Origin of the sequence: Bradyrhizobium sp. ARR65 (assembly GCF_000472385.1) — a bacterium.
GTDB lineage: Bacteria > Pseudomonadota > Alphaproteobacteria > Rhizobiales > Xanthobacteraceae > Bradyrhizobium.
On sequence record NZ_AWZU01000047.1, the window covers coordinates 1 to 24,799 of the forward strand.

The window sequence follows — 24,799 nt, forward strand, 5'->3', positions numbered from 1 at the left end:
TCCCTGCAACAGGAGCAGGAGCGGGCAGCGCGGCTGGAGGAAGATCTTGCGGCGGCTCGGCGCGACATCGAGACACAGGCGGCGTTAGCCACGAAGGCGAACGACGATGCGGCTCAGCTCAAGCAGGCCGCGGAAGGCGACGCGGCGAAGCTGAACAAGTCCCTGCAACAGGAGCAGGAGCGGGCAGCGCGGCTGGAGGAAGATCTTGCGGTGGCCCGGCGCGAAATCGAGACACAGACGGCGTTGGCGAAGGCGAACGACGATGCCGCTCAGCTCAAGCAGGCCGCGGAAAGCGACGCGGCGAAGCTGAAAAAATCCCTGCAACAGGAGCAGGGGCGGGCAGTGCGACTGGAGCAAGATCTTGCGGCGGCCCGGCGCGATGTCGAGACCCAGGCGGCGCTGGCTACCAAAGCTAACGACGAGGTCAGCCAGCTGAGGCAGGCCGCGGAAAGTGGCCCAGCGGAGTTGAGACAATCGCTGCAGAAGGAGCACGACAGGGCCGAGACGCTGGCGCAGGATCTCTCGATGGCGCGTACCCAAATATATGCGTACGAGGCCCAGACTAAGGCCAGCGAGCAGGCGGCCGAGGGGGACGCTGCGGAGCTGCGCAAATCCTTGCAGCGGGAGCGCGACAGGGCAGCGCGGCTGGAGCAGGATCTTGCGGCGTCGCGGGGCGATGTCGCGACACAAACGGCGTTGGCGGCGAAGGCGAACGACGATGCCGCTCAGCTCAAGCAGGCCGCGGAAAGCGACGCGGCGGAGCTGAAAAATTCCTTGCAACAGGAGCAGGAGCGGGCAGTGCGGCTGGAGCAAGATCTTGCGGCGGCCCGGCGCGATATCGAGACACAGGCGGCGCTGGCCACCAAAGCTAACGACGAGGTCAGCCAGCTGAGGCAGGCCGCGGAAAATGGTCCAGCTGAGTTGAGAAAATTGCTGCAGAAGGAGCACGACAAGACCGAGGCGCTGGCGCGGGACCTCTCGACGGCGCGTACCCAAATATATGCGTGCGAGGCTCAGACTCGTAGGGCCAGCGAGCAGTCGACCGACCCCAAGCAGGCCGGGGAAAGCGACGCGGCGAAGCTGAAAAAATCCCTGCAACAGGAGCAGCAGCGGGCAGTGCGGCTCGAGCAGGATCTTGCGGCGTCGCGGCGCGATGTCGAGACGCAGACGGCGCGAGCGGCCGAGGCGCACGAGGATGCCACCCGGTTGAAGCAGGTCGTGAAGAATGACTCCGCGGAGTTGAAACAGTCCCTGCAGAAGGAGCACGACAGAGCGGAGGCGCTGGCGCAGGACCTCTCGATGGTGCACACCGCGATCTACGCGTACGAGGCTCAAGCGCGTAAGGCCGGCGATCAGGTGACAGGCTTCAAGCAGGACAGCGCGGCGGAGCTGCGAACGGCGCTGGTGCAGGAGTGGGAGCGCGAAGCACGGCTGCAGCAGGCTCTCGCGGCTGCGCGGCGTGATGTCGAGAGGCAGTCGAGGCTGGCGGCCAAGGCAAACGACGACGCTATCGAGGCCAAGCAGCGCGCGGAAAGCGACGCGGCGAAGCTGAAAAAGTCCCTGCAACAGGAAGGGAAGCGGGCAGTTCGGCTGGAGCAGGATCTTGCGGCGGCCCGCCGCAATGTCGAGACGCAGGCGGCGCTCGCGGCCAAGGCGAGTGCCGAAGTTGCCGAGCTGAAGCAGGCGGCCAAGAGCGGCGCGATGGAGCTGGGCAAATCCTTGCAGAAGGCGCGCGACAGGGCAGCGCAGCTTGAGCGGGAGCTTGCGTCCGAGCGTAGGACGAAAGATGGGCCCACGGCATCTAGGGTCGCAACCGCCAGTCAGGCTGCGCAAGGTGGGCCGGAAGCGACCAAGCCAGCTGCTGCGAACGATGCAACCGTCGCAGCGGCTCGCGGCAATGTCCAGCCCAATCCTGAGGGGGCTGCGGAGGTCGCAAGCCTGGTGGCGCGCGCGAGCGTGCTGCTCGGTCAGGGCGATATCGGCTCGGCGCGACTTGTGCTCGAGCGCGCTGCCGAGACGGGCAGTGCTCTGGCGAGCTTTACGCTCGCGGAGACGTATGACCCTCTCGTTCTTCGCAAATGGGGCGCATATGGGACGCGCGGCGACACAGCCAAGGCACGGGATCTGTACGCGAAAGCTCAAGCCGGCGGAATCGGGGAGGCGAAACAACGGCTCGACGCGCTGCGTCGTTAGGTGCCAGGCCGGATAGCCGCATCGCGGGATCGCGAAGGAAACTCGCCCGGATTGGAGTTGATGATGAACAGGTTTCCTAGATTACGGCCGCCGCTCTTGCTCGCGGCATTCGCTTCGTTGCTGCTCCTCCTTCATCCGTCCTGGGTGGAGGCGAAGACCAAAAAGCCCTGGACGCAGCACGTCCACCTGATGCGGCATCAAGCGCCGCAGCCGACGCCGCAAGTGGCGATGAACGCCTGGACAGTCGGTCTTGCCGGAGGTCTCATCGAGGGCGCGCCTATCCGTCTTGCCGCAGAGATGTCCCGCGTGGTCGATGACGGAGACAATCTGCATGTGCTGCCGATCGTGACACGTGGCCCCACGGAAAATGTGAATTCACTGCTCTATCTGCGCGGCATCGACGCGGCGATCATCAATGCCGACGTGCTCGACGAATACAAAAGCCAGGTGCCGGATATCCAGCGGCGGCTGGCCTACGTGCTCAATCTATTTCCCTCTGAGCTGCATGTTTTCGTCCGGCCGGAGATCCAGAGTTTGAACGATCTCACCGGCAAGAAAGTGAATTTCAACACTCAGGGCACCGCTGCAGCCTATTCGGGGCCGTTGATCTTCAGCCGGCTCGGCCTTGATGTGCAGCAGACCTTTATCCCGCACCAGGTCGCGCTGGAGCAGATGCGCAAGGGCGAAATGGCAGCGGTCGTGTTCATTACGTCGAAGCCGGTCGATGCGTTCGTGCGCAGGCATTGGGACCCGGGCTTCAAGTTTTTGGCCGTCCCCTACGAGAGCAGGCTTGAGGATTACTATCTTCCGGCGTCGCTCGACGCGACCGATTACCCCGCTCTGATCAAGGAGGGCGAGCGCGTGGCGACGATTGCCGTACCGACCGCGCTGGTTGCCTTCAATTGGCCGGCGAATACGAACCGCTTCGAGCGCGTCGCGCGTTTTGTCGACCATCTTTTCTCGCGGATCGATGAGCTGCAGGCGCCGGGTTTCGATCCGAAATGGAAGTCGATCAATCTTGCTGCGACGGTTCCAGGTCTTGCGCGCTTCCCCGCCGCGCAGGCCTGGCTCGATGTCCACGCGCACGCAACGCAGGCCTCGCAATGAAACGCGCCGTCGTCTCCGTCTCGGCTGCATTCGCAGCGGTGGGCGGGATTGCGCTGGCACAGGGGCTCGACGATCCGATGGCACGGCTTCGCGCCTGCTCGCTGATGGAAGGCGCGGACCGGCTGGAATGCCTGGACAGTCTGTCGCGTGCCATCGCCCCTCGGGCCGCTCCGACACCCAAGGAGGACCGCTGGATCATCAGCCAGACAATGTCGCCCGTGGATTTCACGCCGATCGCCACCGCGACAATACCATCGCGCGAGGTTCCAGGCGGGAGCGCGATGCAGCTCTCAATTCGTTGCCGCGGAGGGCGCACTGAACTTGCGGTCGCAGGGCCTGCCGTCTCGGGTCGTGGCGATGATTATGCCGTTTTCTATCGCATCAATGGCGGTCCGCCTGCGCAGATCGCCGCTGCCGTGCCGGCATTTGGCGCCGGAGTCTCGCTCAAGGTCGATGCGGTTGCCATGATACAATCGCTTCCGCGCGATGGCGAATTCGCTGTGCACCTCTCGCCCCGCGTGGGAGCCGCTCAGGACGGAATTTTCCCTCTGTTTGGGCTGGAGACGGTGCGCGCCAAGATTGCCGCGCCATGCAAATGGCCGCACGCCATCGCGAAGCCGAATAACTGACGCTCAGTGGAAGACTTTCTTCGACAGGAAACGGATCATGAGCATGTTCGGGCATATTGCGAAGGCAGCGACGATCGGCGCCACCGCGCTCCTGCTGGCGATGTCGTCATCCGTGGCGCAGTACCATTATTGGACACCGGCAATGAGCCCACCAACCGTCACGGATAAGCCGCACATATCTGCGAAGCCGCACACAACCGCGCACAGGCGGAACCGGTTGGCCTTTGCGCGCCTCGACAAGCCTTCTGAACAGAAACCCAAGTTGCACCGTCTGATCCTGCAGGTGAATACCAACGATCCGGCGGCGATGAACCTCGCGCTTAATAACGCGACCAACGTGACGCAACACTACAGGGAGTTCGGCGAGAAGGTGAAAATCGAGGTGATCGCGTTCGGGCCTGGCCTGCACATGCTGCGCGACGACACCTCGCCGGTGAAGGCTCGGATCGAGACGATGGCGCTCAGCACGCCCGAGGTCTCGTTCAAAGCCTGTGGCAACACCCAGGAGAACATGCACAAGGCGGAGAACAAGGACATACCGATCATTCCACAGGCGCAAGTGGTCAAGTCCGGTGTCGTCCGCGTCATGGAGCTGGAAGAGCAGGGTTGGACTTACGTTAAACCATGAGCGAGCGAGGCTACGAGTTCGCCGCGATCATCGCCGCGCCATCGCTTTGACGGACGAGGCGGTCAAACTCGCCGTGCAATCATCTCGACGAGCGCGATCAACCCCTGGCAATATTCTGCGCCATGAGCCCGCGCGCGATCAGACGGCTTATGATGGGTGCGCCATGGGCTTTGGCTTCGAGCGCCCAGATGATTGGTGCGCGTGTCGTGCCATCCTTCCAGCTCTTGTGCAGCCACTTAATGATATCATTGCGCTCGCCTACGCCTTCGGCACCGTAGCCTTCGGCATCGTAGCCTTCGGCCGTAGCTTTTGGCGTTGTGTGTGAAGAGACGAGCAATTATAGGGTTGTGCAGAGGAGCCGGATATCTGCCAGCTAACCATCCATGCTCCGAAATCCACAAAGGTGACCGCGGTGGGTTTGCTCTGCCGGCGCAGTTCAGGGTCGCCAAAAAATTCAATCCTAGCGCGACGGCATGTTCAGCTGCTAGCTGACGAACTCGTCGCGCGTAAAAAGTATATTGGCGGCCCTTAGAGTTTCTCACCGCTTCGGGCGTCTCATGACTACTGTCCCATTCCAGACACTGAGGATCCCGAGGCAGGGAAACGCCAATCGCCTTGTCATTGACAGATGTGCCGGAGCTGGCTCGGCGCACCGCATGGCCGATTCGGCGCGGTGTCTCTGTAGGGTCAGCCGAGTCGGATGAGACAGTGTGAGACGTCTTAGCCGGGATACATCAGGCCGAGTCCTCAAATCGGATCCTCCGCGCAGCATAATTAGATCGTTCGCAAGACGCGCTTGGGCGAGGCGTTAAGTTAAACAGCGGGCGAGCGCGATCTTCAAGCCTTTTGGGTGACCCATAGCATACCCCATCATGGCAGCTCGCTGGGTAGCGTTGGCTCCCGGGAGCAAACCGGACTCGGCGAAAGCGCGGCCAAATAGACGCTCATGAGCCGTTGCTGAAGTTGTCTGTGCTGAGTTGGTCCGCTTTGCGCCAAAAAGCTGGCGAATTGACCAGGTCGCCGGTTGAAGACCTATCTTGAGATGATTGTCCTGAAGCTCCGCAAATCTTGCCGCCAGCGTCGATGTGGCAAGGACCGCCCCCATGTACTGCTGCACCTCGTCCGGCACATTGTAGTCACGCATGGTAGCGCGGCTGTCGCGCAACGAGGTCGCCCCTACTGCGGCAGTTCGGTTTGCAGCAAGAGCTGCCGCTCCGATAAGCCGCGCTAAGGCCCTAATAGAATTGCGGCTAAATACCTCGCCCAGCTCTCGTCGTAGCAGCGGACGCAATAGTTGCCGCGTCGCTGTCGCGACCGGAGTCACAAGCCGATTTTCTTACCCCTCGTTTCATGCGAACTGACACGATTTGCTACGTCAAATGATAGCCGGCGGGGGAATGAAAGGTAACTAAATAAGATCGAAAATGGGTAGTGCCGAAGCGCGGAGCTTGTGTCGTTGAGAAGCGCGGAGTGATGGTTGTGCTAACCGCACTTGCGCTTACAAAGTCGTGAATTGAATTTGCTATTCACCGGCTCATGCTTTGTTTTCGAGCAGGTCGTCTCTTGTATGACTTGAGAAATTTTTTGGAACCGAGCTGGCGCGGTCCTCAACGTATTAGTCAGCCCCACCCTGACATCTTTCAGCGCGGTCTGCGGTAATCGCCGTGCTGCTGGTGCGGTCCACCATCGCTCATCGAAGTTCCGGCCCGGCACGCGTCCGATCGCAAAGGCTCGTTTGTTCGCGAAGCACATCTAATCACATAAGCCTCTGTGGCGGAGTAACGATCATTGACCTTTATCAAGAGATCAAAAAGTCAGTCATGGGGGACGACCATATTGCCTAGTCCAAGTGTTGACGATGTCCGACCCACGATTTTTGATTCCGGAGGTAAGTCTCTGCCGAACCATTAGCTATGCCGGGGGTCTGGTCGCAATTGGAGCGATCTATCTCGCCTCGGCAAAAGGCGGCCTTGCCCTGGCCTCTATTCATCCCAGCGCAACGCCAATTTGGCCGCCGACGGGTGTCGCGCTGGCGGGGGTCCTGTTGTGGGGATATCGGATTTGGCCCGCAATTTTCGCGGCAGCAATGATCGCGAATGCGACGACAGCCGGCTCGGTTGCCACCGCAATTGCGATTGCAACCGGCAACTCTCTTGAAGCGGTTGTTGGCGCTTATCTCATCAATCGCTGGTCGGGCGGCTGTAACACATTTTCAACGCCAAATTCCGTTGCAAAGTTTGCTCTGATTTGCGTCGTGATCGCCACCCCCATCAGCGCGAGCATTGGGCTGAGCAGCCTGGCAGCGGCCGGGTACATCAAACAAACGAATTTTGCGGACGCCTGGGTCACATGGTGGCTGGGAGATGTGACCGGCGCGCTGGTTATTGCCCCTGTCATTGTGCTTTGGGGATCAAGCCACTATCCTGCTTTCAACCGCAATGGATTTCTGGAGACGGTCGGCGTCCTCGCTACCGCAGCGGCTGTCGGACTCATTGCTTTCAGTCCCCTGGTGGAACAAACCCCGAGCCGAGATCCACTGGGTTTCCTTGCGATCTTGCCAATGTTGTGGGCCGCGCTGCGCCTCGGTCCACGCGACACCGCAACCGTTGCGCTGATGCTTGCGGGCATCACGATCTGGGGGACCCTCGCAGGTGGCGGCCCTTTCACGACCGCGGATCTCAACGCTTCATTCCTGCTTGTGTTGATGTTCTTGATCAGTATTACCGTTCCAAGCTTATTGCTGAGCGCCGATGTCGAGATACGCAAGAAAGCGGAGGAAAGTCTGCGCCGCGCGCAGGTCGAACTCGAGCGGAAGGTAGCAGAGCGCACGCAAGAACTGGAGCTCGCCAACGCAGCAAAATCGCGCTTCCTTGCTATGGCAAGCCATGATTTGCGGCAGCCGCTACATGCACTAGGCTTGTTCGTTGCACAGCTGCGCACGCCGCTCAAATCGAGGGAAAGGACAAAGACGATCGAGCAGATAGATGCGACGCGCAAAGAAATGGATGAAATGTTCAATTCGCTCCTGGATATCTCAAAGCTTGATGCTGGGATTCTTACCCCCAGAATTGCCGAATTCCCGATCGCGCGCCTGTTGCAAAAAATAGAGACCACGTTTGATCAGGCAACGCGAAAAAAAGGACTGCGTCTACACGTCAGGCGAAGTGACGCCTGGGTGCGGAGCGACGCTATGCTGCTCGAACGTATACTGCTCAACCTGGTATCCAATGCTGTGCGCTATACGTTGCGGGGCGGGATCATCGTGGGATGTCGTCGGCGCGGTGAAATGTTGCGTATCGAAGTATGGGATACAGGCCCCGGCATTCCTGACAATCAGAAGCAGAATATCTTCGGCGAGTTCTTCCAAGTTCCTGCCCCCGAACGGAACCGGCACGGCGGCCTGGGACTTGGCCTGGCCATTGTCGACAGGCTTCGCCTACTTCTCAACCATCAAATCGACTTAACTTCGACCGTGGGCCGAGGTTCGCGGTTCGCGATCCTGGTTCCGATAGTCGACGAGGGCGTCACGTCCACAGCGCCCGTTGTCTCACCTCTCCCAGGCGCTTTTGCGGTCGAAGGCAAGGTAGTTCTTGTTATTGCCGATGCTCAAATTGTGCAGGAGGGAACGGGCGGCTTGCTCGGCAAATGGGGATACTCCGTCCTTAGCACCGGATCCGACGAAGCTGCACTTATGCGAGTTGCTCAGCGCCAACAACGCCCCGATCTTATAATCTCGGACTATCATCTTGCGAGCGGAAAGACCGGAATCCGCGCAATTGAACAAATCAATGCGGCGTTTGGTTCCTCAATTCCAGCTATTCTGATCAGCGGCGATACGTCAGCTGAACCATTACGTGACGCTAACGAGAGAGGATACATTTTGCTGCACAAGCCTGTTGATCCAATGCGGCTCCGCGCTGTTATGCACGAACTCTTTAGGGATCATGGAGGATAGGAGAGACGCCGGAGCAATCTTATGAGTCAGGTTTTGGCGGCAACTCCCAGCCCATTTTTCCTACCTTTATTATCGCCTCGGTACGGCTCGTTACCCCGAGCGCCTTGAGAACGACCGTGATGTGGTTCTTCACTGTCGGTACTGCCATATTGAGCGTCTTGGCAATGACCTTGTTGCTTCTTCCCTTCATCAGGAGCGCAAGCACCTCAATCTGCCGATCGGTCAACCCGATACCCCTGAGAGAGTCGCGCGCCGCTGGCTTATCTGTAAGCCGAGGACTCCTCGTTTCCTCCAACATTTGTGAGGGAATGTAAACGCCGCCGGAGAACACCAACTTGATAGCGTTAAGTATAACCTCACGTTCGGTAGTTTTCGGGATGAAACCCAGAGCGCCAAGCTTGAAAGCGCGCTTGACTGTGTCTTGATCATCCGATGACGAGAGGATGACGACAGCAATGGTCGCATGGCGCTCGCGCAGTTCGCGGAGAACAGAAAAGCCATCTCGATCGGGCAAATTGATATCAAGCAGAATGAGGCTGATGTCCGGATGTTCCTCGACGATGCACATTGCCTGATGGCTGTTCGAAGCTTCAAAGATGACTGCTTCTCGGTTCAGTCGCTTCAGAACAGAGTGCAAGGCCTCGCGAATCAATGCGTGATCGTCGACAACCAGGACCTTCATGAAAAGCTCTCCGTCATCCTGCACGGAGATCCAATTTAGAAATCATACACCCGCCTTCGGGTCTTTGGCGACACGAAGGTGGCCGAGGATTGGCTCCCGAACCGCCCATCCGCCATCCCTGACCCGAGCAGGTGGACTGTCGGGCACTCAAGATGGGAGCCGAAGGGCGTTGTGTCCACACAGTACAACAGCGAGAAAGGCGAGCGCGGACCACGAGGGTCCGTGCGAGTCGGCCTCCCACTTGGCCTATGCGCAATGGTGACATGCCTATAACGTGGCCTGAGCGTCAGATTGAACCCGAGAGCTGTGCGGTACCTTGATCATAGGACCAAGGGATCTCTCAGTGTGGACTTCGGGCTGATTTACAAGCCGTGCCGGTTGAACGATGCTCCTCCACGAACAGCGTCAGCGCTAAGAGCTTCTGCCAAGCGCCACCTTACGATCGTTGTCGCAATTGCGGTCATGGCCGCGTTCGGCGTGAATTAGCTCTAAACGGCGGCGTTGTTGTGATTCCGCGGATTTTTTCTCGGCATTGCCTTTCCCAACAGGTTAGGGGATTGCAAAAATGATGATGCCAAAAATTGCTGCAGCTATTGTCGGCGCTGCTACCGCTGGCGGGCTTCTCATCACGCTTGCACCGGATTTCAGCGCCGATTTTGCTCTCGCGGTTATCGCGTGCTTTTCATAGCCGTAGAGAGTTCGGCTTGCGTCCCTCTTGATCGTTCCTCTTGAAGACTGCTCGCACGCCGGACGGGGCAACCAGATGCATGATCGAACTGCCACCCCGAGGCCATTTGTAAGCGCGCTGCCGGAGCTGAAAGGTTCCAGCCGCGATCTGCGAATTGATGCCTGCCGCGGGATCGCGCTCTGGTGCATCTTTCTCGACCATGTTCCCAACAACATCGGAAGTTGGTTGACGCTGCGGAACTACGGCTTCAGCGATGCCGCGGAAGTGTTCATGTTCGTCTCGGGTGTGACCTGCGCACTGGCCTACGGCAAGGTGTGGCGCTGCGACGGCTGGACCGGCGTGATCAGGCGGACGCTGCGGCGAAGCTGGGATATTTACGCCGCATTTCTGCTGCTCACGCTCTCCTGTGCGATATTGGTTTACCTCGCAGGCGGGGACCGTCTTGCTGACGAGAGCAATACCCGTATTCTGTTCGACCAGCCAGGCGCGGCGCTCGTGCACGCGGCAATCCTGCAATACTGTCCGGTAAATACCGACGTATTGCCGATCTTCGTGCTTCTTCATCTCTTATTCGCGCCGTTGCTGTGGCTGCTGCTGCGAGGGCCGAACGTGATGCTCGGCGCCTCGCTGGCGCTTTATGCCCTGGTGCATGTATTCGGCTGGACGGTACCGGCGTGGCCGAGCGGCCACTGGGCCTTCAATCCCCTAGCCTGGCAGCTGCTCGTTGTACTTGGCGCGTGGTGGATGATCGAAGGCGAGAGAGTGCGGCCATGGGTGACGTCACGCCTGGCGCTTGTGCCTGCCGTTCTCTATCTGGTGTTCAGCCTGATCATCGCATTGAGCTGGAGGATCACACTGTTGGACGGAATAGTCCCACAGGCGCTGCTGAACCTGTTTTATCCCATGGATAAATCAAATCTCGACCCATTGCGGCTGCTGCATTTTTTGGCCCTTGCGGTTTTGGCGGTATGGCTCGTGCCTCCCAATCGGCGAGGGCTGACGGCGACGGTGATGCGCGGTGCGATTCTCTGTGGCAAGAACTCCTTGCCGATCTACTGCCTCGGGGTCCTGCTTACGCTCGCCAGCGTCCTGGCGCTGCTCGATGTCTCGGAAGGGCTGGCGATGCAGATCGCGCTCAGCGTTGCTGGCGTCCTGATGATGATCGTGGCGGCGACACTGCTGAACTTGATCAAGATCAAACCGAGTCAGCAGCTGACCTTCGCAGTGCCTATGAGTGTGCGCGCCGAGCGAGAAGGCTGGGGCGTCGTCGGCTGGCGTTCCTGGAGTCGTTTCGCCGAGTGCCACGCGAATTCGGATGGACCGGCGGCCAGAACCTCGTCACCACTTTCCGGTTTGCGGAGGGGCAAGCCGAGCCAGCTGCCCGACCTGCTAGACGAATTTGGTCAGGCTCAAGGTGGATGGGCGTCGCCGAAGCCTGCAGCCATGGGGGCCAAGGATAAGACAGCGACGGTTCCAGTCGGAATATAGCTTTTGAGAACCTGTCCAGAAGGGGCTCATGATGAGCCTTTCGCGTGGCGTGGATATCATAGGATTCTCCTACGAGTCGGACCCGGAAATTTTCGGCAACACGTCGAGCTGCTCAGGGGCGTCATTCCTCAGGTCCGACATATGCCGTTTTCCAACTCGGCCGGTCCGCGCGCCCATGATAACTGACGTCAAAATCGCGCCCAATCGTTTGGGCGTGGCGCACGGACGGATGGCATACAGCACATCCCATTCGCTCCCTGTCGTTTTAGGATTTGTGCGTGGCAGAGGCTGAACTTTCTAACGGGAGCTTTGCGCCAGTACCTGCCGATCATCGCAATTCCGGTTGTGTGCCCATCGCGTCGATATTGGCGGGCTGCGCTCAGGTCTCCTTCCGAAGACAGAGCTGACGTGATTTGCTGACCGCGAGTATTACGGCTCGGGACCCGAAGCCGTCATTGGCCGGCGTCAGTCCGCCTTGCACCTGACTATTTTTGGCCCGCATTTCGGTTCCTGCTGCTATGAAATCCGCGAGCTGGGAAGCACGGCGGCGCCCTGCGCCGCAAGCCAGGCCTTCATATTAGGATTGGTTAATGGTGACGGTCTCGATGAGGACGGTGACGTCGATAGAAAAACCCGCCGAGCCGAGGCCAAGCGGGGTCATTGTCGGCAAACGGCGACATTATCACCCCGCGAGATTGTTGGGGCCTATTTGTAATAACCGACACCGCAGCCCAGATCGCCGACCCTGGTGACGAAGCTCACCTTCGGAACGGGCGGCGTGGTGGTGCCCGGCCTAGGGAACTCGTAGCTGACCTCGGTGATTTGACCTTCCGGCTTCTGCGCCGCAGCGTACAGTTCCTGGCCATATATCTTACCGGTGGCGTCCTTGAGGGTCGTGACGTCCGTGCCAGCATGGACAGCCAGTGGCGTGGCGAGGGCCTTTCGGTCCGCTACTCTGAAGCAGAATGGATAGAGGTCGCGGTCCTTAAAGCCGCCCTCTCCCTTGGTGAACATTATTAGGGCCAGGGTCTCGTCCGCCTTTACAGCGGCGACCGCCTTGTCGAGCATGGCCCGAGCCTCCTGGGCCGTGCCCCCTTGCTGCGCGAACGCGGTGGCTGAGAGCACGAGAGCCGTCGCCGATACCGCACTAATCATGAGCGTTCGGATCATTGGTCCTCTCCGTTGTTGGGTTGAGCGCCGCAAGTGGTTCGCGGACGCATTGCCTCGCTGCTGAAAGAGAAAATTGAGTTTCACAGTGCTGTCGCGCCTGGTGGCGACGGCACCAACGCTGCCGCTTATTCAAGGAACGTCGGCACGTTTCGTTGGCAGCTCGCTCCGAAAAAACTACATCAGTCTGCCGCGCTCAGGGCGATGGAGCCCCGATGCACGGCCGCGCTTTGGCCGGCACCGCACGCCGCGGTGGGATGGACGCGGCTACTTTTCGACTTCGACGACGTACCTCCGTACGGACTTGACCGCCTTATCACGCTCGGGCGTAAGGTCCGTCCAAGCTTTCGACTTGTAGAATGCCACAGCCTCATCCAAGCTATCCCATTCGACGATCCCGACGTTCTTGGGGGCTGGCCCCCCCCTCGATCTGGACAACCCTTCCTGCCGCGGTGCGCAAGGCGCGACCATGGGCTGCTTCTATCGCCTTCCGGGCAGCAGGCAGGTATGCGGCTTGGGCCGAAGCATCGAGGATTTCGATCTCGGCCACAGAGTAAGCCTTCAGCTTAGCTCCTTGAGCATGGAGGCCCTCGACCGCGATAGCTCCAATTGCGACGCCTGCGAGCAATACCATTGCGAGCCTGTAACTAGATCTCATGGCATTTCCTCCCGATTGTGCAATGTGGATCTGAGACGTATGCTCCCATTGTTCCGGTCGTTGTCCTAGACGTGAGTCGGGATGGCCAACTGAAGGTTCAAAGCAAACGGGCGGCTAATGCGTCAAAACGGCTTGCCTATCTTTAGCGAACGGACGGATGAGCGACGCAAGCGTTAGTAACAGCATTTGCAAGGCGAATGTCTGAAAGTGTGCCCGACTCTGACCTTCCTTAAACTCGGCTTTTCGGCCGCTGCTGCGAGAATAGCTGACGTTCAACGCGCTCTTACCAGAACGATCTCTTGAAAAGTTCGGTTGACGGCCATGAAGCGCATCAAGCCAAAGCGAACACCGCTCCGCCCGATGGCGCGAGCATGACGGCGGACTACATCGCGAGCTGCACGAGCAGATCGCCTCTGTTGACCAAATCGAATGGATCGACAACGCGACGCGCGAGAGGATCGAGGCGTTCATGCCTGATCTCGTAAGCCGATTGCTCGCGATGAGAACCGGCGTGTACCTTGCGCCGTGCATGCGGCCAGCGTAGAACTTGGTTGCTGAAGTATGAAGACACTTTCTTGCAGGTATGGAGATGCGACCATGCCAAGAGTGAAGCAAACTTCGAAGCAGAAGCGCACAACCAAAGCCGCCAGCGCGAGGGCACTGGGTGCCGCCGGACTGGGTCTTTCGCTGATGGGGAGCGCATCTGCATCTACGGTGCCCATTGCTGATGTACCGCGATCGGACAATACCGCGCTCAATCATCGCTTCGTTCTCGGCGAAGAGGAAATGGCCGACGTCAGTCTCGCGACGTTCCATCTCTTCGATAGGGAGAACGTTGGCAGTGGCGTGCAGGTCGCCCGAGGATGCGGTGGATGTGGAGGCTGCGGTGGATGCCGAGGCTGCGGTGGATGCCGAGGCTGCGGTGGATGCCGAGGCTGCGGTGGTTGCAGAGGTTGCGGTGGCTGCGGGTTCGTTGGTTTGGGTTTCGTTGCCTGTGTGGGTTGCGCGGGCTGCTGGGGTTGCGCGGCTTGCGCGGGCTGCTGCCTATCGTGGGGAGCGTGCCGCTTGTGCTAAGCCCCGCCGCCAAAAAACAACCTCCCTCCCTTTCGGGAGATAAAGGAGATCATTAGTATCGCTCCAGCTCAGAAGGAGCAGCCACAACGCCGCAGGGGATGATGTCTTCGCTGGCGCTGGGGTGTGCTCCTCGTCGGCGAATTGCGCACCGACTACCCAGCTGAACGACTCAGACGCGGAGGCGTTCCGCGGAACTGGTCGGAACACCCCGCAATCGGCACGGGTTGACCCCGTCGCTTCTCCCGATACCGTGCGGTCAATTCGCGGGGCCGGTTGATCTGCTTTCTCAGACTTGCGGCTAGCTCGAGTTCTTCTCTTAGGCCCACTTCTCGGCAGATTGCCCACGCGTGAGCGTGATCAATGTCTATCCGGTTGCGCATGGGGCGTTCGTTCCGGTGAAGCCGTGAACCAACATGGCACGCCTTCCCACACTTTTTCTAAGCTGCAACTCTGAGCAGCGCCGTCAAGTGCACGCCCTGAAATGGAGATCGAGACGCGTCGCTTTTGGCTATCTGTCGCGAGCGCTTGTGGAACAGCGGCATGAAGCCTTTGGCTATCTGCGACAATGCGTCGTCCTTGAACGGCGAACGACGGTTCCACGCAACAACGCCCCTCGTGATTAGCAACGACGCCCTCGTGATTAAATGTTCACACAGCTTGGACCTGGAACGCGAACGCGGGAACCGAGGCCGCTTTCGCCCTGAAGGGGACAGCGTCACTGCTGGATCCTCGTGCTTGCGCACAGAGGGCTGAGGCCATGTTTGTGCTCGTCCGCTAAACCTACGGCGCCAACTCGCGCGAGCGTTCCGTTCCTATATACCTGCTACAGATCAGGAGCTTCCGATGCCCGAGAGACGAGAACTGTATCGTAGCCCAAACGGTGATGCTTGGTTCCTTGGGCGCGAGCCGACCACCGGCAATGCGTTCATCATCCATCAGCCAAATGCGCCTTCCGGTGGTCGATTGTCGCACATTGAGCTGGGCGAGTTCTTGCGGAGCGAGGTGAAAGGACCCGAGCACCAAGCCTTGTTGCGGTTGATCGGCACGCTGGTTGACGTGCCACCATACGCCTAAAGCCGCCGCAAGTTGTTTATGGCTCGGCCGCTTTGTCTTCCTTGTCCAGCGCGGCGCATCACGATCTGGAGCGTTCAAATCGGCCAACGGCTGCCGCGGTGATCGAATAGTAATTTCAAAAGGCTGACGGATAGCAGCAACAGCCGCGAGATTTGAGCGCTCGTTTTCGTGGCCCAACAGTTTGTGCGTGATCCGATTGATGAAATGGATCTTGCCGCAAGTCGGACAGTTCACCGCGACAAAGCAGTCGAGCCCTGCCGGGTCTCCATCGATCCAGTGCTGAACGTATTCGCCGGTAGCGGGGCAGCGGACCGTGATCCTGATCACGGCGCAGCATCGGTCTGGCGGCCGTAGCACCATGACTCAGGTAATGTTCTGCTACTATTTCTCAGGTGGCCTCAGCGGGCCGTTGATCCAGCCGCGAACGCTGGGAGATTTCATCAGATCGCAACCGGCTCCGGCGAGGACGGAACAGCCTTCATCGGCTTGCCGCAGACCGGGCACGCCTTTTGCGAGAATTCAGCCGCGTGCTTGAGCGCGCAATTTGGAGTTCCTTTGCGCTACGTCAAGAATACGTTCGGCGTGTCGCGCTAGTAAAGCAGCGTAGCCGAACAACGTGTCTGTCGAAGGCCGTTGAGGTTACGGGGCGCGGGCTCCTAGGTACTCCAAGCCCCGTTCGGTCTGAGGAGGCCGACATGTCCGTAAACAGCTACGCCGATGATCTGAGCTCCGCCGTGCACTACGCGCTCGAAACGACCCACGCCATAGCGGTATGCCCCTTCCATTTGGAGGTGACGATCCGTCTCGGCGACGACGCCGCGGAAAGCCATGCTATCGCGCGCGCAAGAAAGCTCATCAAGAGTGATGGCACGACATGGGAAGGAGAAGCCCTTCGGAAAGAGTTTGGACGGCAACTCAGCGAAGCCGCTGACCGCTACTGTCCTCATTGCGCGCTGTCGGGCGGCCCGCTGGCAATTTACGGCGCTGCTGACGTGAATCCTTTCAGTGCTGGTTCCGATCTTGAGCATCAGAAAGCGACACCATGGCTTCACGACGAACCGGAATTTCCGTGCGAGGGCTGCGGCGATCTCGTTGTGCTTGAGAAAGCGAAGCTGCTGGGCGAAATCAGGAGGCTGATTGGGCGGAAGCGCTTGGTCAAACGCTTCATGAAGCAAGCCAAAGTCGGGTATACTTCCTGACATCGAACAGCCTTTCAATCTCCAACCGTAGTGCGCGCTCGTCCTCTGTCGCACCGGGATGGCGGTTGCAATCGCCGCTTCCTCGGTTGTATTGCTCGGCCTGATCATTTTGTGCCGTCACAGGGATCGCGAATACCGCCGCCAGCGCAAACGTTGGATCGCAAATGTTGGATAGAGTACACGCCTCATTTGTCTCTTTCCCGAAAACCCAATCACCGTTCCCCCGGCCATCAGGTCGATGACGGATCCCTTCCCGAAATCTTGTTAGGCCGAAGCGCAATCAAGTGGCTGCCCTTTGTAGGGATATCGGCGTCCCTCTGAGCAGTCTTTAGAGCGCATATAGCGCTCCGTCGTCTTTGGCCGGCGAACGTCGTCAAGCGCCACTGTCTGATCGATATCGCAGCCAAGACAGCGAACCTCAAGGTAGCCGTAGCCAGCGTTGAGTGCATCGCCGACCGTAGGGGACGGCTGCGCGGGCCTTCGAAGGCGAGCATCCGCTTGTTCCAAGCATCACAGGCGTCTTGTCGGCCTCTCGGCGGGCCGCAGTGGCCCGTTCGGCCGCCATGCCGACGACGAACGTTAGAGCCTATCGCGTGATTTTGTCCCTATGCGGGTCATGATGGGCGAACGGAGCACGGCGGCAAGGCGCTACCGATTGTAGAGAGCCGCCGAACCGCTACGATGTCTGCGCCGACCCGCTTAGTTAATCAACCGTTAAGCGATTTGCGGCCATCATCGGAGCCTTGATCGGGCCGGGTAAACGAGGGGATGTTGAAATGAGCAATCTGGAACAGTCCATCCGCGAGCGTGCCTATCAGCTTTGGATCGAAAGCGGCTGTACCGATGGCAACGCCGAGGTTCACTGGCTCTCAGCCCAGCGCGAGATACTGCAAGCCTCCCTCGGCAACCTTGGTAGCGAAGCGGCGCCCGCTAAGCCGAAGAAGGCGAAGGCACCTCGAACGAAGAAGCGGGCGGCCTGAGGACATAGCTCGGCACTGGCGACAGAACCTCATGTGGTTCAATCCGCTTGCCCTTCGATTTACTGGTAGGGGAACTTGTGATCGCGTTGCCTCGTTCGGTTAGCGACTGGCATTTTTGCCCTGCTGCACAAACCGATGGCTTTTCGCGACGCCAATCGTCAGCCTAGCTGGCGCTATCATGTGAAGGCGCACTCGTTTCGCACGTTCACGGTGATCCTAGCGTGGGTCCTAATCCTGACTGGCACACAGCGCACAGCGCCTGCTTCAACGCGGCATTGAGGACATTGGCGACGCAATCCCCGCCCCCTGGGAACCGCGCATCGAATTCGTCTTTCGAGAGATAGGTGGCATGATCTGGCTCCAGATCACGCTCCTAGTGATCGTGCTCCGGGTCGCACTTTCAGCAGTTGCCGCAACGTGGCGCGCGATCAGCCGACGAGATCAGTCGCTTCCATAACGATTGCTCTTAGGGGCTTCCATAGCAGCCCAGGCAGCGGACTTCGAGGTAGCGATAGTACCGTAAAGCCTGTCTCGGGTGTTTGGCGCCTATGCACCACAATGCGCCGCGTTCCAGCGGCTTCGCAAGCGGCTAGAACTTTAGTCTCCGCCAAGGGGGAACGCTACTCCGAGAGTCAAGCGCGCAGGTCGTGGGCCTCCATTTCGCGCAGCACTTGGCCGTCGGAAAATATCCGGACGACTACGTTCGTGCTCTTTCCGATCAACGTTCGGGCGACGGTGTTGGCCTCACGCTCGTTGCTGTAATCGATTTGCGCGCCGCATAGGATTTGCCAATTGGGCGGCGCATTGAGCCACGGCGAATTTGGTACAGGCTTAGCGGCGAGCGAGTCTGCAAGGGCTCGCTCTGCAACTTCGCGAGACAAGCCAACGAGCTTGCGATTGCGCACTACAGCTGGACCACCTCGAACGCAATCCCCGATCATCACAATTGGTTTGCGCTTCCTGCCCTGATGAGAAAGCGGGGCATTTCGGCTGCCGTCATAGGTTGCCCTTACCGCAGTCTGACTTCACGCGACACGAGGGAATGGCCGGCGGACCTCACGCCGCCGGCCATCGCTCGCGCTGCCCGGGGCAGGGGGGCTAGTTGGGCAGCGCTGCGTTCCCGTGGCGAGAAGCCTGCCCCTCAGTTCTTAACGAGACCTCAACCAATTTGGGCGCGCTCAGGGCCTTTCTGCGGCCTTATGCGTTGCAGCTTGTACACGAAATGTTGGCTCCGCTTGAGAGTGCGCGAGCGGCGCCGCGGCCGCGCGTGGCCGCCACTGGCAGGGCGCGAAAACCTTAGATTGCAATTGACCGCTCAAAAGCGAACTATATCGGGCGGTGGGGGAAACCATCTTCCCAACTAATCTCGACGAGAGTTACCGATCGAGATTTCGATCCCGCTTGGGCGATACAACGGCTCATCCAACAATCGGGACCCCGCGCGCGTTTCGAATGGTCTTCGATGAGCTAGCCATTCTCGGCTGGCGATTGACGCTCCTGAAAATCGCGGACAAGCTTTCCACAGTTGCCGCGTCCAACCTGCTGCCGTTCGATGGCTCACTTTCGTCCAGGGTTCGGCGCTGGCTGCGGGACCGACGCGAACAATCAGAAAGCTGAGGGGCGCCAATGTTTTGGCCCACGAATTTCTTCAAGATCGCTAGACGCCGTTCGACCACGCTACTCATCGAAATCGCAATTGATAGGAGGCCGGCGACAATGACTGGGCCACGCGGTTTACAGGCACCCGCAAAATTCGTGCCGGGCGATCTTTCCATGATGGCAGCTTCCCGCTCCACCGCTGGGGCTGGGGGCCGTGGGTAGCGGTGGAGCGGTTAGCCAGAGACCAGCGCGGCATCTGACGGACCGTTAATTGCGACGATGATTCGGGCGCATTGCTGACGGATGCAAGGCGGCAAGTAGTCAGCGGTGCACCTGACGTGTTCGTGATCAGTCGACGATCCGGTATTTCTTCGCGGGCTTCTTCCGCGGCGACTGCAGGCGGCTAGCTGATGATCTCCTTGACCCTGATGCCGCGCAAGGCCTCGACGCAGTCAGCTACTAAATGCAGGAGCTCTTGCCGCTTTATGCTTTTCACCTGCCGACCTTCCATATTGATGAGAATGAATTTCGCCATCTCGTAGGCGACTTCGAACTGCGATTTACCGGTAACCTCGACATCGATTCTTTCAGCCATTTCGCTCCCCGCTCATTGTGATTGGAACGCATCTTGATCAAGCTGGACTATGCGAAACGGCCCAGCTCCATTGATCCGCGTCCACTGGCCCGCCGGGCGGCCGCCGATCGAGTCGACCCGCACGTCGCCATGGAACACGCGCCGCCGCTCTTCGCGGGCATCAGGATCGCGGCGGCGGCGCTGGTTGTGGCTTTCCAGCCTGCGGCGCCTGCATCATCGCGATCCGCGCCCTCATCACGATTCCGCGCTTCTCGGCCGCGGCGATGAGGCACGCAATTGCAGTCTGCCAATGTTCAAGCTCTGCAACGGCTCGGGGCAGCGCGGTGATATAGTTGGCAGCATCACGCAGCGTGCACAGCGGCTTGCCTTTGCCGAGCTCGATCGGCTCGTCGAATTCGATAAACCAGGACATGGATAGGAATACTCATCAATTATGGTTGAGATATAGGCGCCAGCGGCGAAAATGCTAATCCGATCAAGCGCCAATATCTTTGTACCTTTGAACCAATGCGCTGTGAACGGAGTCAATCATGGACCAGTTTCCATCAATGGAATTGTGTTATGACGCGGCAGCGGTTCATTCAAAAAGCTTCGCTAAAGGCTCGGCTAGACCTGAAAGCACAGCAGTTGCGCGATGAAGCCAAATCCTTTCCACCGGGGCACAAGCGAGACAGTCTGCTCAGGAAAGGCCCACATAAGGAAATTACCAATTTAGCCGAGTGGCTGATATCACCGGATCTCCCGCACAACGAGTAAGGCCGCCTCAGTTGGCGGCCTTTTTCATGCGTGCTTGCGTATCCTGCCAATCCGGCCTGACGTCGGCGCCGCGACAGCCTTGGTGCCGCTTGGCGGCGCGCCGGAAAACCGCTCACGGGCGCTTATGGGCGGGCGGCGCGAGTAGGTCCAAAAGCATCCGCCGCCCGCTACATTGCCTAGCCCACTGAGTGGCAGATACCGCTATCGGAGTTGCCCGAGATCAAGCTGTGTCCCACCGAGGAGTTCGCCAACTTCCTCGATAAATACCGCGTCAACTTTGATTGGCTGATCGGTGGCGCTCTCAAGGGACCGCAGCGGATGAGCAACGAGCGCAGAGCACGAAGGTTCAATACGGCAACCATCACGAAGACCGATGCGTGAAGCGGCGGCGCCGATCATATGGGAAGCGCAACCGGCAGCGGCTGGCGAGCCATGGCCGCTGGTTGGGCCGCTGACGATCCCAAAAAAATACGCCGCCGGGCTCGAAATGTGCTGTCCCGGCGGCGCCTGTCTCAAACTGGGACGCTGAAATCCCCAGCAACCGGATTTGAGCAACGGCCGTGCCAATCGCTCAGGTGTTCGGCGGCTGGACCGGTGACAGAACAGGTCGCGGGGCTTTGGTCCCGTGCTCTCGTTTCTAGCCGCGGACATGAAAAATCGCCCGCAAAACGGACTAATCCGCCGGGCGTTCTGATCGGGCCGTGTCCGGGCGGGTGCGTTCCCCGACCAAGCTCTGGCGCTCGCGGCCTGGCCGCTTCGCATCCTCGTCCGCGAGGGTGGGGATCGCCGCCATGCTGCAATGCTTCGGTTCGCGGCGCAGCCAGCCGAGAAAGGAACGTTTGAGCAGCTCAGCGTCGAGCCGATCTTTCTTCGCCCGCCGGTTGCTCGCGCGACACCGGGGCGCTCGACGGGTGGATCACGTAGGCCTCGATCGCTCTCGCGCGCAGCCAGCGTGCTAACCAGAAGCCATCGCGGCCGGCTTCATAGGCGACGACGATCCGTTTTGATCGCGCGTCCAGCCTGCACCGCTTCCTTCTGCCAACGATGCTGAAGCTGCAGCAGCGCATCGGGGTCCGGCCTGAGCTTCTTCAACGGATTGCGTTCAAGTCCCGGCACAATACTGGCCACCAGCCAACTCGACTGGCCTATTTCGATCACGGCGATCACTGTCGCGTCTTGCATCTGCTCAGATCGTTCTGCTTCGCCGTGGGGTGCTCCATCGCTTTGTTGCCGCGAGATGGTGCCATTGCCTCGCCGCGCAGCCCATAGCATCTAAGCTATCGCGAGCAGCACAATCCCGACTACCAGCACAACAAAACTCATCGCCGCCGCAGCGGCGAATGATCGCTCTACGTTATCCACCATGCCACCCCTTATCGGCGAGCCGAGTTCCCCAATGGCTCACCAAACGCGCACGTTGTCGCGAATCGATGTGTCCTAAATTATGCGAGCGAGTGTCCTAATTAGGACAGCACCTTCCCTCTACCTGCGAACCGAAGAGTTAGTGTGGCTCCGGATGGGCTTGTGTAACCGCAGGGGCGGTCCCGCAGGTTCTAACTCCCCGCCGGGGTATGTGGCCGAGCGCGAGTTCCTACGAGGTGGCGACCAATCACCGCCTTCGCGCTACCAGCACGCCCAGCAAGAACGCGACCGCTAGCGACTGGAGCGGAGCTTCAATCGTCATTTGGCGCAAGCGATCGGAGAAGCGCTGCGGGGCCCGTTCGGAGTGCGGCGGGAGGGAGTTGTCCTTGATTTCGTGAGTCATACCCCTGATCGCTTCCGAGGCGTGCTCGATGCGTGCGGTGTCGTTCGTGAGACCCGAGGCTTCCGTCATGTCAGCGGCATCCGTCGTCATCATCGAATCCTCCCGTAGCTGCCCGTGCACCAACCCTGCGCCTGGAATGCTAGTTCCTGTCCTGATCAGGTCGTCCGCTCTTCCCTTGATGCGCCAACTGATCCCATTCGTTGGCGAGCCTTAACCAAGTCTCCCGATCAATGGGATTGATCGCCTTCTGTGCCTGTTGGCGACATTCCTCTGCCTCGCGGCGGCACTGCGCTGCGTCAATCTTGCCCATTGCAATTGGAAACGAAGCGGCCCGGGCATTGGATGCCGAGGCCGCTGGATCTTACACCAATGGAACACCATAGTAGTCATCGACGGCGCGTGCTCTTGCGGGATCTGACCAATTCCAGTCGCTGTCGTTGCTATACTTGGGAGCTCCCTGAAGTTGGCTCTCAGTCAGCCCGGTAACGTAGCCGCCGAGACTGGTGTCGTACTTCAAAGATTGCCAAGGCAGTGGATAGTGGTCTCCTCCGAGGCCAAAGAACCCGCCGAAGTTCAATACGGCATAAGAGACCTTGCCGCTGATCTTGTCGATCATCACTCGCTCAATGGAGCCGATCTTCTGATTGTCGGCGCCGTACACGGCAGTCCCTTCGACCTTGTCGCTGCCGATCAGGTTTACTGTTTCCCGCTCTTCCATTGCCATCAAAACCTCCTCTAAATTGAACTACTCCATTCAACCCGATCTGGCCTGTCGGCGTTCCGCAGCCGCGATGGCTTTAATGTCGCGTCCCTGAGTTACAAAGTGCTCACAACCGTTGGTAAAAACCGAGAACTAGAGGGGGTCTGGTTGTTTCGGTTGCTTCCCTCGCCTGGCCAGCCGCACAGCTCCGCCGCTGGCATTCTCATTCAACGCCGGCCTTCTTGAGAGCCATCCGAAATGACCGAGCTCGAGGACGACGACAGCTGCCATTTGAGGGCGGTAGTGACAGCGAGCAATCGCTCGGCAGCTTCGATCGAATGACCGATCCGGAAAAAATCCTGCTCCCAGCAGATCAGCCGGGAGGGGTTCGGCCACGACTTTGAAGCGGATGACTGCGATCGTGAGGACGACAACCGCAAGAGCTGGACGATACCGGCATCCGCGATATGGACGGCTTGCTCGAGGGGGTCGGCAAGCTGAATTGGCACCCGCTTGCGTCGAATTTTGATCCGCCCACGCCTTACAGACTCGGGTTACTTCCGGGACTGCGGTGTGCGAGCTAGGTGAGTGTCGCTTCCAACAGCGGACGTGCCGCCAAATTGCGATGCTCTACGCGGTGACCTTCGCCTTCCTTCGCGGCGATCTTGGGCACCTGATAAGGCCGTTGAAGCGCCTCATGCCACGGTGCGCGGATCCAAACACAGTGCTCCTCATCAGTGGTTACGATCACCGGCAAGGCTAGCGGCTTCAAACGCTAGCGGCTTCATAAGTGCATTCAGATCCGTTGGTGGGAAGCCATAGACCTGATCCGGCGCACGGGCACGTCTTTGCAGCGCAGCAAGATTGCTCGCCGCCTTCGCCTGACGCTGAATGGTTGAGGATCTCGCTGGGCCTCCGATGCTTCTTCTGGCGTTGTTGCGCGCCGTGGGCGACAGCCGGCATCAGGCGCCGATGCGCATCAGCGTCCTGTTCGCCGCCGCGCGCGGCCACCAACGTCAGGGGCCGGATCACCGCGCCATGCGAAGGCTGTCCATATTCGCAGTTCGGCAGCTGGGCGATCTGGTTGGCGGCGTCGCGCCGGACGCGGAGCTCGTGGCCGGCCGGCGATCGGATCCGCCAGCCGTTATCGCCTATCGAGCCGCCGAAGAGCGTTCCAGATTTAACCTTTGGCACAGGTATCAAGCTTAACGCGCGACTTTCCTTGCGCCATTGCGGCGAGCGGATAGCTTGCTCGGCATTTTAGTCGAGTTCGCAACGACAACAGCGTCGTTCAGCTTTCTTTTGCCGCTGTCGTCCTTGCCTCAAAGCAGGCGTTGTTCTCATGACTGGCGACCCATCCCGTCGTGGCACCAATTCTCGAACGCCAAGCGCGCAGACTTATCCGGACCCGCTTGAAGCAGAATATCGCGAGCTATTGGAATTGCGTGAGTGCGTCAGAAAGGCTGAAGCCGCCGCACAGCGCAAGAGGCGTAATAGCGCAAAATTGCGACGTTCTCGTCGCACTTAGAACGGATTCCCTCCATGAAGAAGAAAAGGCGCGTTGCTCTTGAAGTAAAATGCCACGCCTGCAATGGCACCGGATTTCCGCCCGTGATACAGCCAGCCCGGCCTGGTCGCAGAATCTATCCGCCCCCGTGCAAGGTCTGTGGCGGGAAGGGACGTATCAGGAGTCCAGCAGCCAAACACAACGAGCCTCGCCGTGAGTAAGCGAGCATTAGAAGCCGCAGCTCTTCGTCGCGCTACGAGCCCCATTCGGAACGTGGAACGCTCCAGGAACGGATGCGCGACTAATAGCGTTCGCTGAGGAAACTGAGAAGCCCGTCATAGCACCCGGACAAATG

The 24,799-nt window shown here is 59.5% G+C and carries 23 protein-coding genes and 1 pseudogene; 12 read left to right on the forward strand and 12 right to left on the reverse strand.

The window, feature by feature from the left end:
• The 4 genes from F758_RS51095 to F758_RS0134065 all read left to right on the forward strand — a co-directional run.
• The coding region (locus tag F758_RS51095) for a coiled-coil domain-containing protein (RefSeq protein ID WP_024512063.1) at positions 1-2,193 on the forward strand (2,193 nt) is incomplete at its 5' end.
• Between the two features lie 63 nt (positions 2,194-2,256).
• Positions 2,257-3,300 (forward strand): TAXI family TRAP transporter solute-binding subunit, encoded by a 1,044-nt coding sequence (locus tag F758_RS0134055; protein ID WP_024512064.1) that lies wholly within the window; start codon positions 2,257-2,259, stop codon positions 3,298-3,300.
• Positions 3,297-3,929 carry a hypothetical protein gene (locus F758_RS0134060; protein WP_024512065.1) on the forward strand — a complete coding sequence of 211 codons (633 nt, stop codon included), beginning with the start codon at positions 3,297-3,299 and terminating at the stop codon, positions 3,927-3,929. The genes F758_RS0134055 and F758_RS0134060 overlap by 4 nt, the downstream gene beginning before the upstream one ends.
• A gap of 37 nt (positions 3,930-3,966) precedes the next feature.
• On the forward strand, positions 3,967-4,557 hold the full coding sequence (locus F758_RS0134065; protein WP_024512066.1) for a DsrE family protein: 591 nt from the start codon (positions 3,967-3,969) through the stop codon (positions 4,555-4,557).
• A gap of 97 nt (positions 4,558-4,654) precedes the next feature.
• Here F758_RS0134065 and F758_RS0134070 read toward each other — a convergent pair whose 3' ends face one another.
• Positions 4,655-4,894, reverse strand: coding sequence for a hypothetical protein (locus tag F758_RS0134070; protein ID WP_024512067.1), 240 nt, complete (start codon positions 4,892-4,894; stop codon positions 4,655-4,657).
• Positions 4,895-5,365: 471 nt separating this feature from the next.
• Entirely contained in the window at positions 5,366-5,701 is a 336-nt protein-coding gene (locus tag F758_RS0134075) for a hypothetical protein (protein WP_024512068.1), read from the reverse strand.
• 714 nt (positions 5,702-6,415) lie between these two features.
• Here F758_RS0134075 and F758_RS0134085 point away from each other — a divergent pair.
• Entirely contained in the window at positions 6,416-8,512 is a 2,097-nt protein-coding gene (locus F758_RS0134085; protein ID WP_084305866.1) for an MASE1 domain-containing protein, read from the forward strand.
• A 19-nt stretch (positions 8,513-8,531) separates the two neighbouring features.
• Here F758_RS0134085 and F758_RS0134090 read toward each other — a convergent pair whose 3' ends face one another.
• Complete coding sequence (locus F758_RS0134090; RefSeq protein ID WP_024512070.1) at positions 8,532-9,194, reverse strand: response regulator; 663 nt, start codon at positions 9,192-9,194, stop codon at positions 8,532-8,534.
• 565 nt (positions 9,195-9,759) lie between these two features.
• Here F758_RS0134090 and F758_RS52865 point away from each other — a divergent pair.
• The gene (locus F758_RS52865; protein ID WP_283805892.1) at positions 9,760-9,882 is read left to right on the forward strand and encodes a hypothetical protein; all 123 of its coding nucleotides are present in this window, start codon (positions 9,760-9,762) and stop codon (positions 9,880-9,882) included.
• Between the two features lie 27 nt (positions 9,883-9,909).
• Entirely contained in the window at positions 9,910-11,370 is a 1,461-nt protein-coding gene (locus F758_RS45190) for an OpgC domain-containing protein (protein WP_245286669.1), read from the forward strand.
• Positions 11,371-12,075: 705 nt separating this feature from the next.
• Here F758_RS45190 and F758_RS0134110 read toward each other — a convergent pair.
• Positions 12,076-12,438, reverse strand: coding sequence for a cache domain-containing protein (locus F758_RS0134110; RefSeq protein ID WP_245286670.1), 363 nt, complete (start codon positions 12,436-12,438; stop codon positions 12,076-12,078).
• A 2,611-nt stretch (positions 12,439-15,049) separates the two neighbouring features.
• Positions 15,050-15,670, reverse strand: a complete 621-nt coding sequence (locus F758_RS51100; protein WP_198026631.1) for a hypothetical protein — start codon at positions 15,668-15,670, stop codon at positions 15,050-15,052.
• Between the two features lie 368 nt (positions 15,671-16,038).
• Here F758_RS51100 and F758_RS51105 point away from each other — a divergent pair, with 368 nt between their 5' ends.
• Entirely contained in the window at positions 16,039-16,542 is a 504-nt protein-coding gene (locus F758_RS51105; RefSeq protein ID WP_024512077.1) for a hypothetical protein, read from the forward strand.
• Between the two features lie 230 nt (positions 16,543-16,772).
• Here F758_RS51105 and F758_RS52235 read toward each other — a convergent pair.
• Positions 16,773-17,151 (reverse strand): annotated as a pseudogene (locus F758_RS52235) (hypothetical protein).
• Between the two features lie 167 nt (positions 17,152-17,318).
• Between F758_RS52235 and F758_RS0134140 the strand changes: the two are divergent.
• The gene (locus F758_RS0134140; protein WP_024512078.1) at positions 17,319-17,522 is read left to right on the forward strand and encodes a DUF2934 domain-containing protein; all 204 of its coding nucleotides are present in this window, start codon (positions 17,319-17,321) and stop codon (positions 17,520-17,522) included.
• Between the two features lie 632 nt (positions 17,523-18,154).
• On the opposite strand, the gene F758_RS0134145 is transcribed toward F758_RS0134140, so the two are convergent.
• Positions 18,155-18,427, reverse strand: coding sequence for a hypothetical protein (locus tag F758_RS0134145; protein ID WP_024512079.1), 273 nt, complete (start codon positions 18,425-18,427; stop codon positions 18,155-18,157).
• A gap of 547 nt (positions 18,428-18,974) precedes the next feature.
• On the opposite strand from F758_RS0134145, the gene F758_RS50105 reads away from it, so the two are divergent.
• A complete protein-coding gene (locus tag F758_RS50105) occupies positions 18,975-19,139 on the forward strand; it encodes a hypothetical protein (RefSeq protein WP_157450286.1) in 165 nt (54 codons plus the stop codon).
• 385 nt (positions 19,140-19,524) lie between these two features.
• On the opposite strand, the gene F758_RS0134155 is transcribed toward F758_RS50105, so the two are convergent.
• A complete protein-coding gene (locus tag F758_RS0134155; protein ID WP_024512080.1) occupies positions 19,525-19,716 on the reverse strand; it encodes a hypothetical protein in 192 nt (63 codons plus the stop codon).
• 160 nt (positions 19,717-19,876) lie between these two features.
• Positions 19,877-20,128 (reverse strand): hypothetical protein, encoded by a 252-nt coding sequence (locus F758_RS0134160; protein WP_024512081.1) that lies wholly within the window; start codon positions 20,126-20,128, stop codon positions 19,877-19,879.
• A 554-nt stretch (positions 20,129-20,682) separates the two neighbouring features.
• Between F758_RS0134160 and F758_RS50110 the strand changes: the two genes are divergently transcribed.
• Complete coding sequence (locus F758_RS50110) at positions 20,683-20,853, forward strand: hypothetical protein (protein WP_157450287.1); 171 nt, start codon at positions 20,683-20,685, stop codon at positions 20,851-20,853.
• A 600-nt stretch (positions 20,854-21,453) separates the two neighbouring features.
• Here F758_RS50110 and F758_RS51110 read toward each other — a convergent pair.
• The 3 genes from F758_RS51110 to F758_RS0134200 form a co-directional block, all read right to left on the reverse strand.
• Complete coding sequence (locus F758_RS51110) at positions 21,454-21,654, reverse strand: hypothetical protein (RefSeq protein WP_198026632.1); 201 nt, start codon at positions 21,652-21,654, stop codon at positions 21,454-21,456.
• Positions 21,655-22,081: 427 nt separating this feature from the next.
• Complete coding sequence (locus tag F758_RS0134190; RefSeq protein WP_035724106.1) at positions 22,082-22,330, reverse strand: hypothetical protein; 249 nt, start codon at positions 22,328-22,330, stop codon at positions 22,082-22,084.
• A 268-nt stretch (positions 22,331-22,598) separates the two neighbouring features.
• A complete protein-coding gene (locus F758_RS0134200) occupies positions 22,599-22,961 on the reverse strand; it encodes a PRC-barrel domain-containing protein (protein WP_024512085.1) in 363 nt (120 codons plus the stop codon).
• Between the two features lie 894 nt (positions 22,962-23,855).
• Between F758_RS0134200 and F758_RS0134215 the strand changes: the two genes are divergently transcribed.
• Positions 23,856-24,146 carry a hypothetical protein gene (locus F758_RS0134215; RefSeq protein ID WP_157450288.1) on the forward strand — a complete coding sequence of 97 codons (291 nt, stop codon included), beginning with the start codon at positions 23,856-23,858 and terminating at the stop codon, positions 24,144-24,146.
• The last annotated feature ends 653 nt before the right edge of the window (positions 24,147-24,799 follow it).